This is a genomic window from Sedimentibacter sp. (genome assembly GCF_033447055.1).
Classification (GTDB): Bacteria; Bacillota; Clostridia; order Tissierellales; family Sedimentibacteraceae; genus Sedimentibacter.
In genome coordinates this window covers 52,381-63,846 of record NZ_JAWQJF010000061.1, presented here as the reverse complement: position 1 = coordinate 63,846, position 11,466 = coordinate 52,381, and the positions used below count along the sequence as shown (strand labels likewise).

12 protein-coding genes are annotated in these 11,466 nt (G+C 31.3%); 2 read left to right on the top strand and 10 right to left on the bottom strand.

Annotated features, from left to right (window positions below):
* Positions 1–130 precede the first annotated feature (130 nt).
* Positions 131–1,024 carry a fumarylacetoacetate hydrolase family protein gene (locus SA378_RS04065; RefSeq protein WP_318524706.1) on the top strand — a complete coding sequence of 298 codons (894 nt, stop codon included), beginning with the start codon at positions 131–133 and terminating at the stop codon, positions 1,022–1,024.
* Between the two features lies 1 nt (position 1,025).
* Here SA378_RS04065 and SA378_RS04060 read toward each other — a convergent pair whose 3' ends face one another.
* From SA378_RS04060 to SA378_RS04015, 10 genes are all read right to left on the bottom strand, one after another.
* Complete coding sequence (locus SA378_RS04060) at positions 1,026–1,409, bottom strand: DUF4363 family protein (protein WP_318524705.1); 384 nt, start codon at positions 1,407–1,409, stop codon at positions 1,026–1,028.
* Positions 1,410–1,411: 2 nt separating this feature from the next.
* Positions 1,412–2,050, bottom strand: coding sequence for a DUF421 domain-containing protein (locus SA378_RS04055; protein ID WP_318524704.1), 639 nt, complete (start codon positions 2,048–2,050; stop codon positions 1,412–1,414).
* Positions 2,051–2,173: 123 nt separating this feature from the next.
* On the bottom strand, positions 2,174–3,268 hold the full coding sequence (locus SA378_RS04050) for a PIN/TRAM domain-containing protein (RefSeq protein ID WP_318524703.1): 1,095 nt from the start codon (positions 3,266–3,268) through the stop codon (positions 2,174–2,176).
* 160 nt (positions 3,269–3,428) lie between these two features.
* Positions 3,429–3,923, bottom strand: coding sequence for a CarD family transcriptional regulator (locus tag SA378_RS04045; RefSeq protein WP_318524702.1), 495 nt, complete (start codon positions 3,921–3,923; stop codon positions 3,429–3,431).
* A 247-nt stretch (positions 3,924–4,170) separates the two neighbouring features.
* Positions 4,171–5,103, bottom strand: coding sequence for a transketolase family protein (locus SA378_RS04040; RefSeq protein ID WP_318524701.1), 933 nt, complete (start codon positions 5,101–5,103; stop codon positions 4,171–4,173).
* Entirely contained in the window at positions 5,096–5,914 is an 819-nt protein-coding gene (locus tag SA378_RS04035; protein WP_318524700.1) for a transketolase, read from the bottom strand. Before SA378_RS04035 ends, SA378_RS04040 begins: the two co-directional genes overlap by 8 nt.
* Positions 5,915–5,967: 53 nt before the next feature.
* Entirely contained in the window at positions 5,968–6,612 is a 645-nt protein-coding gene (fsa, locus tag SA378_RS04030; RefSeq protein WP_318524699.1) for a fructose-6-phosphate aldolase, read from the bottom strand.
* Positions 6,613–6,614: 2 nt separating this feature from the next.
* Positions 6,615–7,391, bottom strand: coding sequence for a WecB/TagA/CpsF family glycosyltransferase (locus SA378_RS04025; RefSeq protein WP_318524698.1), 777 nt, complete (start codon positions 7,389–7,391; stop codon positions 6,615–6,617).
* A 2-nt stretch (positions 7,392–7,393) separates the two neighbouring features.
* Positions 7,394–8,446, bottom strand: coding sequence for a polysaccharide pyruvyl transferase CsaB (csaB, locus tag SA378_RS04020; protein WP_318524697.1), 1,053 nt, complete (start codon positions 8,444–8,446; stop codon positions 7,394–7,396).
* The gene (locus tag SA378_RS04015) at positions 8,443–10,593 is read right to left on the bottom strand and encodes a DUF5693 family protein (RefSeq protein ID WP_318524696.1); all 2,151 of its coding nucleotides are present in this window, start codon (positions 10,591–10,593) and stop codon (positions 8,443–8,445) included. Before SA378_RS04015 ends, csaB begins: the two co-directional genes overlap by 4 nt.
* A 359-nt stretch (positions 10,594–10,952) precedes the next feature.
* On the opposite strand from SA378_RS04015, the gene SA378_RS04010 reads away from it, so the two are divergent.
* Entirely contained in the window at positions 10,953–11,438 is a 486-nt protein-coding gene (locus tag SA378_RS04010) for a hypothetical protein (protein ID WP_318524695.1), read from the top strand.
* Positions 11,439–11,466 lie beyond the last annotated feature (28 nt).

Sequence of the window (11,466 nt, the reverse complement as noted above, 5' to 3'; positions counted from 1 at the left end):
ATATCACAGGAATTAATATACTGCAATATGAGTTACTTTACAACTTTCTTGAGTATTGAAAACAACAATTTTACTTGAAAAATACAAAAAAATATATTATAGTGATATAAAATAAAATTTGGAGGCATTTATGTATTTATTGACTTATTCTTATGATAATTTAGAATGTACAGGTTTTTTAAATGAAGAAAAAAACGGAGTGATTCCTTCTTCGACAGTTTTTTCTAAATTAAATATTCCGGTTCCTACTGATATGCTAAATCTTATTGATTCTTTTAACAATCTTGAAAAAGAAAAAATTAATGAGATTATTCTTTCATGCAAAGAAGTAATAGATTTAGATAAAGTAAAAATATTATCACCTATACCATACCCTAAAAGAAATGTAATATGTCTCGGAAAAAATTATATGGACCATATAAGCGAAGTAAAAAGTTTAAAAAGTGTCACTTCTGATGTTCCAAGTAAACCAATTTATTTCAGTAAAATTGCTTACCCGGCAATTGGTAATAAAGAATTTGTAGATTCTCATTCAAATATTGTTAAAGAATTGGATTACGAAGTAGAACTTGCTGTAATAATAGGCAAAAAATGCAAAAACATATCTAAAGAAGAAGCGGAAGACTACATATTTGGATATACAATTGCGAATGATATATCAGCTAGAGATATTCAAACATCACATGTGCAATGGCACAAAGGAAAATCCTTTGATACATTCTGCCCGTTAGGACCTTACATTGTCCATAAATCAAAAATTTCATTCCCGCCGAAATTAGCAATCAAAAGCTATATAAACGATGAATTAAGACAAAACGGCAATACAAGCCAGTTGATTTTTGATATCCCTACAATTTTAAGTGATCTCTCTTCAGGAATAACATTGTATCCAGGAGACATTATATTGACAGGCACTCCTGCAGGAGTAGGTGCAGGTTTCAATCCGCCTAAGTATTTAAAATCCGGAGATAAAATGGAATGTGTAATTGAAGGTATTGGAACGCTTATCAATACAGTTAAATAAATTACATAATATTTTCTAAAGACAAGCATTCATTTTCATTAATTACATTAAATAAAACTCTTAAATGCTCAAGCTCCGCTTGAGCCATATTTTTGTCTCTGTTTTTTATATATGAATCAAGTTTTCTGATAGAAGAGTCTATATTGTCTATATCATTTTGATTTATGAAATAAATCCATAAATTTCTTGTATCTTTCCATTTTCCAAAATAATTACGCATGTCGTACTCAGCAATTTGCCAGTCGTCAGCATAAATTGAGTTTGACAATTCAATTAATTTCTCCCAATAATAAGTGGTCACGGGCTCTACAGAATTATAATAAAACCATATCCACGCACCAACAAATAATAATAAAACCAGTAAGGAAATAACTACCATCTTCATAACTACCTCTTATAAAAAACAAATTTATTTTGTTCATCGATGAAACCGTACAGAACATGCTCAGATTTTATATTATTCTTATTTAATTCTTTCTGCAGATCATCCATTGAAATATTGTACTTGCTTAAATTGTTTTTCATTATTTGCCCATCCAAAATAGTTGCAATAGGTATTCTTTCACACCTTGTACCCGGATAATCATCCGGAGCAATAATACTCATTTCGCCATTTGTCTCCATAATGAGATAATCTATATTTTCAATGCTGTAATACCCTTTAAGACGCATTTGCCCCAACACATCGTTTACATTTATCCTTAGCTTATTCATATCTTTTGTATTAAATTTTCCATGGTCAATTATAATTGTAGGAGTACCGCATATGATTTTCCTCGCGTAATTGTTTTTTAAAGTAACATACGATATGAAGCATTGTAAAAACATAATTACAGCAATTGCTACAAATCCATGAACCAGTGGAGCTCCTAAATCCTCCACAGGCATTACTGCAAGTTCAGCAAGCATCAAAGATACGACTAAATCAAAAGGCTGTAGTTCTCCCAACTCTCCCTTTCCCATTATCCTCATAGCAACAAGCAAAATTCCATACAATATAACTGCTCTAATAGCAACAATTATCATATATACCTCTCTATTCACCTATACTGATATTTTAACCAATGCTTCAAAACATATACAACAGGTTAAGAAAGATACCGCATAAATAAAAAAATACTCATATGAGTATTTTTTATTTATGCTTATTTATACTGCTTTATTAATAACATTTTTTAATTTTGCAAAAATCATTCTGCCTGCAGCAGTTTGAAGAACGCTTGTTACAGTAACTACAACTGAATCGCCTATACACTTTTTGCCGCCTTCAACAACAATCATTGTACCATCATCTAAGTACGCCAATCCCTGACCTGATTCTTTCCCATCTTTAACAACCATGACAGTCATTTCTTCACCAGGAAGAACTATAGGTTTCACTGCATTCGCAAGTTCGTTTATGTTTAAAACTTCAACACCTTGAAACTCTGCAACTTTGTTTAAATTAAAATCGTTTGTCAAAACTTTTCCACCAAGCTCTTTTGCTAATTTTAAAAGTTTAATATCAACTTCTATATTGTCATCGTAATCTTTTGATTCAATCAATACATTTACAGCATCATCTTTTTGAAGAATATTTAAAATATCTAAACCTCTTCTGCCTCTGTTTCTCTTGAGGCTGTCTGATGAATCTGCAATGTGTCTTAACTCTTTAAGAACAAATTCCGGAATAACAAGTGTGCCTTCAATAAATCCGGTTTTACATATGTCAGAAATTCTTCCGTCAATTATTACGCTAGTATCAAGTATTTTAGGAAAAACAATTTCTTTTTTAGAACCTTTATCTGTTTTCTTAGTTGCCTGAACTTTTTTAAGATTTAACTGTGGCCATATAACATCGTCTTTTTTTCTTGTGGATATTTTTATTCCCAAATATCCAAATAACAAATATGACAATAATGAAACTATCGTTCCAACATATTTGATATCTGAAAATGGTTGGCTTATAAGGAATGCTATAACAAATCCCACAATAAGCCCAAGAGCTCCCAATATAATATCCATTGTTGAAAACTTCAACAATTCTTTTTCAAAAGCTTCGACCATCTTTTGCCCAGTCTTTTTAATTTTAGCAGAAATAAGAAAAAATATAATTCCAAAAATTAAACTGATACTTATTATTACTAGCATGTTTTGTAACCCTGAAAATTTAAGAAGACCATTTTGATTTAACATTACGCCAATAAAAACACCTAAAGATATTCCAATGGTAGTAATCATCGCTCTTACAATTTTATCTATCATACAATCACCTCCCTCTAAGTATACCCAAATTTTGTTATATTATTAACTCTAACATATTTTTTATTATTTGGCTATAGTATTAATTAATTATTAACATATATTATTAAATTCACCTTAATTCCTAATAAAAAAAGAAATATGCACTAGCACATTAAATAAATTATTGTTCCGGTGCATCTTCATTTATAATTTTCTCTATATATTCCTGTACGATAATGCTGTCCATTTCTGTTGTAAGAACTATTTCACTTACAATCATTTGTTTTGCACTTATCAGCATCTTCTTTTCTCCGGTCGAAAGGCCTTTTTCTCTATCCCTGTAAGTCAAATCCCTTACTACTTGTGCAACTGCAAAAATATCGCCGGTTTTCATTTTTATCATATTGTCCCGAAATCTCTTATTCCAGTTAGAATCATTCAATACAGCTGCTTGCTTCAGTATATCATATACACCTTCAACAACACTCTTGTCAATAATGTTCCTCAAGCCAATATTATCAACATTATCCACAGGTATCATAAGCTTCATTTCTCCAATTGGCATTTTCAAAACATAATAATTTTTTACTTCGCCTAATATCTCCTTTGATTCAACGGTTTCAATAACTCCTGCTCCATGCATTGGATATACTACCTTATCTCCTAAATTAAACATCGCATCACCTCCTATTACACATAGTATACACCATTTAACAACTCATGTCAAATTTTTAATTATACCTTGATGTTATATTAATGTCAATACAAAATATATGTTTTTTTATTAATATTTCAACTTTTTTTGGATTCATACTAAGTATATTCAATAATATGAAAAAAATAATTTATTTTTTCAATAATTTTAAAAAAAATAAGTGTCGTAAAATTTATTTCAACACTTATTTTTTTATTCTTTGTAACTATTATTTAATTTCAATAACTTTCTTACACGTATCAACAATATTTGTTTCTGTCAATAAATATTTTTCAAGAAGGTCTTCGGGTTTTCCTGATTCTCCAAAAGTATCTAAAACTCCAACTCTTTTAACCGGAACAGGATACTCGTCAGAAAGAACTTCCAAGACAGCACTTCCTAATCCTCCAATTATGTTGTGTTCCTCTGCTGTAACAATAGCCTTTGTTTCCTTAGCAGCTCTTATAATTATTTCTCTGTCTATAGGCTTAATTGTGTGAATATTTATAACTCTTGCATCGATGCCTTCTTCACTTAACTGTTTAGCTGCCTTCAATGATTTTTGAACCATTATACCAGTAGCAATAATTGTAACATCTTTGCCGTCTTTAAGCTCAACACCTTTTCCTATTTCAAATACATAAGAATCATCATACACATCTTCAACTGCCATTCTGCCAAGTCTTATATAAACAGGTCCAACATATTCTGCCGCCTTTAATACTGCCTGTTTAGCTTCGATGCAGTCTGCAGGATTAATAACTGTCATGTTAGGAATACTTCTCATTAAACTTATATCTTCAATTGCCTGGTGCGACGCGCCGTCTTCCCCAACGGTAAGACCTGCATGTGTAGCAGCTATTTTAACATTCAATTTTGGATATGCCACAGTATTTCTTATGATTTCAAATGCCCTTCCTGCTGCAAACATTGCGAAAGAACTTACAAATGGTATTTTCCCTGCTATAGCCATACCTGCTGCTGTTCCTATTAAGTTTTGTTCTGCAATACCTACATTAAAAAATCTTTCAGGACTTACCTTCTTAAATTCAGAGGTTTTAGTTGAACCAGACAAATCCGCATCCAAGACTACTACATTTGTATTATTGGCTGCAAGAAGCTTTAGAGCTTCTCCATATGCTTCTCTTGTTGCTTTAGACATTCAAGCCACCTCCTATTTCTTCCATTGCTGTACAAAATTCTTCATCATTTGGTGCTTTCCCATGCCAAGAAGCTTTATCTTCCATGAAAGAACAACCCTTTCCCTTTGTTGTTTCAGCAATAATTACTGCTGGTTTTCCATTTACAGTCTTTCTTTCTTCAAATGCTTTTTCAAGGGAGTTAAAATCATGTCCATCAGCTTTAATTACATGCCAGCCAAATGCTCTCCACTTTTCGTCAATAGGTTCAATTGTCATAACATCGCTATTTCTTCCATCTATTTGCAGACCGTTGTGATCTAATATAGCTGTTACATTATCAAGTTTATAATGATTTGCAAGCATTGCAGCTTCCCAAATCATTCCTTCCTGCATCTCACCATCGCCAATAAGTACAAATACTCTATTTTCTTTTTTATCAAGTTTGAAAGCAAGAGCCATACCGTTTGCTATAGAGAGTCCCTGCCCTAAAGAGCCGGTTGATGCTTCAACTCCCGGAACTTTTCTCATATCCGGATGTCCCTGAAGTTTAGAATTCACTTGACGCAAAGTTCCAATTAAATCTTTGCCTATAAATCCTTTTTCCATAAGGACAGAATATAAAGCTGGTGCCCCATGACCTTTTGAAAGAACAAATCTATCGCGATTCTCATCCTTACAGTCAACAATATTCATTTCCTTGTAATACAAATACGTCATAATCTCTACCGCTGAAAGAGATCCTCCAGGGTGTCCTGATTTTGCTTCATGAATCATAGTTAAAATATTTTTTCTTATATTTTGAGCTACGACTTTCATATCTTCATTATTCATAATTTCTCCCTTTTTAGAATTCTTTAGTAAAATCCTGATTTGCTCTCCTCTTTTTATCTTGGTACTGTTTCCCAATCTTTAAGAAACTGGTCTATACCTTTATCTGTCAATGGATGCTTTGTCATTTGAACTATAACTTTATACGGAACTGTAGCTATGTGACATCCAAGTCTGGCAGCCTTTGTTACATGCATTGGATGTCTTATGCTGGCTGCAATTATTTCTGTTTCAATATTGTAATTGCTGAATATATCAACTATTTCAGAAATCAGTTCCATTCCGTCGCAACTTATGTCATCAAGCCTTCCAACAAAAGGACTAACATATGCTGCGCCTGCTTTAGCTGCTAAGAGAGCTTGACTTGCTGAAAAAATCAATGTAACATTTGTTTTAATATTTTCTCTATGAAGAATTTTTACAGCTTTTAATCCTTCAATCGTCATTGGAATTTTAATAATTATATTCTTATGCATTTTAACAAGCTCAATTGCCTCTCTTACCATTCCTTCGCAGTCGAGACTTATTACTTCAGCACTTATAGGACCATCAACAATTTGAGTAATTTCTTTTACAACTTCCTTAAACACTCTTCCTTCTTTTGCTATTAAAGATGGGTTTGTTGTAACTCCGCAAATAACACCCATGTCATTTGCTTTTTTAATTTCATCAACATTTGCTGTATCAATAAATAATTTCAATTTTATCCTCCATATTTGATTTCTTCTACTATATTTTTATTTCCAAAAATTACTTTAAGCATGAATACCGGCAACACTATTTGTCTCGATATTCTGTTTGGCTCTTTAATAAGTCTATAAAACCATTCAAGACCTAATTTTACATATAAGTCAGGAGCTCTCTTTACGTTACCTGCTAAAACATCTATGGTTCCGCCATTTCCTATAATAATTTTAGCGTTAATTTTATCTTTATTATATTCTATCCACTGCTCTTGCTTTTTAGCTCCAAAACCAACAAATAAAATATCCGGTTCTTGTTTGTTGATTTCTTCAACAACTTTGAGTTCTTCTTCGTGTCCACCCTGGCCTAGATGAGCACCTTTGAAATATCCGTGATGACTGCCTGCTATATTAATATTTGGATATTTATCATGAATATTTTTCAATGCATCTTCTGCTACACCAGGTTTCCCGCCAACAGCATAAAGCTTTAGTGACTTTTTTTCAGCCAATTCCAATAATTTCATTGACAAATCAAACCCTGCTACTTTTCCCTTCAAAGGATGATTTTTAATTTTAGATGCATATACAAGCCCTATTCCATCAGGAATATTAATATCAGATTTATTCATATAATTTAAAAACTCAGCATCATTTTGACACATCATAATAATTTCTGTATTAGGAGTATATATAATATATTTTTCTCCTTTTGACAATTTATATTCTACCGTCTGAAGTACTTCATCCATAGACTTATTGTCAATCCTTACGCCCATTATGCTTAACTTATCCATCACTATATTTCCTTTAATATTTTATAATTTATATTTGTTAATTCTCTTAACTTCAATACGCTTTCTTGAAGTATTTTCTTTTCTTCGTCTTCATTTTCAATTTTTTTAATAATTTCATCACATAAAAGCTCGACATCAATATTGTCAATTTTGCATGCTACTTTCATACTTACGCTGTTTACAAAATGATCAACTTTATGATCATATGAAACCGCCACAAAGGGTACATTTGCTGCTGCTGCAAATATTAACGAATGTAGTCTCACTCCCACCATAACATCCATATTTATGATTATATCAAAAGCTTCTCTTGTAGAAAGCCTCTCTTTGTAATAAACAGCTTTAGTACCTATATTTTTTTCAACTTCATTGATAAGTTCTAAATCCTCATTGTAATAAAAGGGTATAAAATGACATTCAATCCCATTTTTAATAAGTTTATCTGCAACCTGGCTTATTTTTTCACTTACATTGGCATTTTTCCAATTTCTCAGTGAAAAGCAAACTTTCTTTGTGCAATTTTGCTGTTTTTTTATGATTTTTCCGGTTCTTAAGTTTATTACAGGATCAGTGGAAAGAAATATTTTTTTTTTATCTACGCCTAAACTTTCGAGAAATTCTTTTGAATGCTTATCTCTCACTGTTATATAATTAACCATTCTCAAAGTGCTTGATACTGCGCTCTTGCTTTTTTCATTTATTATAGGCCCAATTCCCTGGCTAAGCATAACAATTTTGTTATTCATGAATTTTGCAAGCCTTATTAAAAACAAATAATAATAAATACTCCTTTTGCTTGTAACATCCTGCAAAAGACTTCCACCACCAAAAACAAGAACATCAGATGATTTTAATTTTTTAATTATAGAAAACACATTGTAACGGTCTATAGTATCAATATTGTATTTTTTTCTTGTTGCTTCTTTATTTCCAGATAATATTGTAATATTATTTCTTTCTGTTATTTCCAGGATCTGCTCTAGTGCCATCTCCAATATTGCTTCGTCTCCTAAATTGCCAAAACCATAATATCCTGCCAACAAAACCTTTTTCACTGCAATCTCTCCTGCACTTTCACAAATAATTTGTATACCCAATCAATAATAATCACTGTAATACACCCAATTATTATTCCAAATCCAAGAGCAATAATTGTTCTTGCAAATGATAAATAAATAGGGGTTCTTAAATGCGAAAATGTATTAATTACAGATGATGTTCCAATTGCTGATGTCAGCATAAATATTGCCGTAAAAAACTCAGATTTTTTACCTGCTGCATAAACAGCTGCAAATATTGCCGGAAATGCAATTAAAAATTCCTTTGTTCTTGGTCTTGCAAGCAACACATATTCCATAAAGTTTCTGGAAATCATTTCGATGCTAGAAGGTTGAATATTTGTTTCATGCCCTGTTCTAGATATATAAATATAACCTACCACTCCTATAATTCCTGCAATTATTCCGTAATAAATTTTAACTTCCTTGTTTAAAATTTTCACAGCAGCGTTTATTGCACTTTTTAATTGGTCCTTCTCTTCATTATTTATAAAATATATTAAATACATTATCATAAAAATTCCAAAAGGAATAATTTGGGCAAGTTTAACTCCTCTGAAAATATCCATTTCTAAAAAATACTTTACATCAGCAAGCATTGCATCGACAAATACAGCTCCAATCAAAGAAATTGCAACAGCACCTGTTAAAATAAGTGCAGAACGAATCATAATTTGAAGCTTTGAATACTCTTTTGCTGAATAATATATTTCTTTAATTTGAATCATAAAGAAATATATTGCTATGCTTGAAAATATTACAGCTGCTGCAAATGCAAATCCTTTTTCTGCGATACTTCTCATAACCAGCGGTAATACCGTTGCAGGAAGCGCTGCTAAATATAAATAATCTGCATATTTATATTTTATATTAAACATTTTTATAAACAAAAATACTCCAGCCAATGTAATTCCAAATGATAATACAGCAAGCCTTTTTGCCCCTATATGAAATTCTTGAATAGATTTTGCTTTTCCAAGTATTATATTATGTTCACTTAATCTGTTCTCTAAACTTGCAAATGTTCTTTCATACTCCTGCGCATCTGTTAAATATTTAGTGCTTCCTTCTTCTTCAAAAAACGGTTTAAAATATATAACTCTTATATTTCGTTCAGTTATTGCTCTGAACATTGTGTTTTCAATTTCTTCCGCACCTTCATAATTATAGTATTTATTTCTCTCTCTGATGTAATCCCACATTGTAAATGCTCTTAAAGCATTATATCCTGAATCTTCTACTAAATCATTTAACCCTTCCTGCTCTAAATGCTCTCTTTGAGTAGCACTTTCAATAAGAACAATGGAAATATTTTCTTCATTTATGTAATTCAATAAACTGACTTCATTGTCAGGATATCCAAGTACTTCACTACCGTTAAGAATATACATCCTAGGCTCTAACCCATATTTCTCATTAGCAGCTATATACGCCTCTGTTAATTTTTCACTGTATGTAGAAAAATTTATTGGTCTCAATATAACATCCAATCCTGCATCTTTTACTAAATTTATTTTTTCTTCATCATATCCAATTCCAATATTAAGCAATCTGGAATCCACAACACTTTTAGTTTCATATATACCATCGCCTGCAAGGTTAACAACTTTTTCTGTTTGACCATAATACAAGTCATCATTTGTACCATTTAATGTTATGTAATAAGCATCATCTAAATCATATATGTCGTAAAATTCATCTATATATCTTTCTTTTAAACCCGAAGTAATATAATCAAACAAATACTTATCTTTTGTCGTTACAATAACATCATTCGAGTCAATTTTTCCTTCTTCGATTAAAGATATTATTTCACTGTTATAATCATTTTGCCAATTATAATTATTTATCAGTTCTGAAACTAATGTTGCTCTCAGAGGTTTGCCGCTTTCTATGAGAAGTTTTATTGTTTCTTCTTGTATTGCAACCGACTGAGCTTTATAATCTTTAAATTCTTTAAGCCACCAGCTCAATTCTTCTTCTGAGCTGTCTGAAAATTTCTTCATTTCATTAAAATCAAGAACAATTTCAGCAGCCTTATATTGCTTTTCTATTTGAACTCTCTGATATATCGTAAATACGCCAACAACAAGTGTAAGACAAATCAATAAGAGCACTATTTTATCAATTTTATTTAACTTCATTTTATCTCCCTTTCAGTGCAATATCCAATATCTAATCTAAGTACAATATCATATTAATATCTTAAAATCAATATAAGTTCTTCTAATTTTTTTATTTATGCGTACCAACCTTCTCATATGGTTTTTTCCACTTTGCAATTATATCATTTCATTTTATTAAATTCAATATTTTGTTACATTGTTTCGTAAAACGTCCACATTTTTCATTATGCAACAAATCATTCTAACTATTTATTACCTCGGAAATATTCCTGAAAGCATTTATTCCAAATAGTGTTATGAAATTTGTGTCAGTTTATGTTGAAATATTTGTTATTTTAAGATAAAATGTATTTATACTATTAAGGGAGTTGTTATATTTGAAAAAAGTTTTTATTTTAATATTGATATTATCACTTGCTCTAACAACGGTTATTTTCGCTTCCCCAGGAGACACAACTGACCCAATAGTTGTGTTGAGCTACCTCAATGATCGTTTAACTGCTTTGATTGATGATTACAATTTGGAAAACATCGAAAATATGCAGGTACAAATAGATAAATTAAGCTCATCAGAAGGAAGCACATCGGAAGTCGGACAGACCCTGGAAATTGTAGAAGTTAATGCAGGTGAAAAATTAATAGCAGGTGCAGGAACAGAACTGATTTTAAGGCAGGGAGAAGCTAATGTTATCGGTTCTGAACTAGGTGGAATTTCAAACATAACTATGGGAAAAGAGTTTGTTTCCGGTATGGCTGTAGTTCCAAATAATCTTATGATAGTACCAAGAGATGACGGCAGAGGCGTTTACGCTGAAAACTTTGCATTATTTATGGTTCGCGGCACGTATGAAATAATAAAATAAGATAAAGGAATAGTATTCCTTTATCTTA

What these genes read in the sequence shown, in the direction of transcription:
- SA378_RS04065 (WP_318524706.1), top strand. Translation starts at nt 131, where the DNA reads ATGTATTTATTGACTTATTCTTATGATAATTTAGAATGTACAGGTTTT.
- SA378_RS04055 (WP_318524704.1), bottom strand. Translation starts at nt 2,050, where the DNA reads ATGATAATTGTTGCTATTAGAGCAGTTATATTGTATGGAATTTTGCTT.
- SA378_RS04035 (WP_318524700.1), bottom strand. Translation starts at nt 5,914, where the DNA reads ATGAATAATGAAGATATGAAAGTCGTAGCTCAAAATATAAGAAAAAAT.
- SA378_RS04060 (WP_318524705.1), bottom strand. Translation starts at nt 1,409, where the DNA reads ATGAAGATGGTAGTTATTTCCTTACTGGTTTTATTATTATTTGTTGGT.
- SA378_RS04045 (WP_318524702.1), bottom strand. Translation starts at nt 3,923, where the DNA reads ATGTTTAATTTAGGAGATAAGGTAGTATATCCAATGCATGGAGCAGGA.
- SA378_RS04050 (WP_318524703.1), bottom strand. Translation starts at nt 3,268, where the DNA reads ATGATAGATAAAATTGTAAGAGCGATGATTACTACCATTGGAATATCT.
- SA378_RS04015 (WP_318524696.1), bottom strand. Translation starts at nt 10,593, where the DNA reads ATGAAGTTAAATAAAATTGATAAAATAGTGCTCTTATTGATTTGTCTT.
- SA378_RS04040 (WP_318524701.1), bottom strand. Translation starts at nt 5,103, where the DNA reads ATGTCTAAAGCAACAAGAGAAGCATATGGAGAAGCTCTAAAGCTTCTT.
- SA378_RS04025 (WP_318524698.1), bottom strand. Translation starts at nt 7,391, where the DNA reads ATGGATAAGTTAAGCATAATGGGCGTAAGGATTGACAATAAGTCTATG.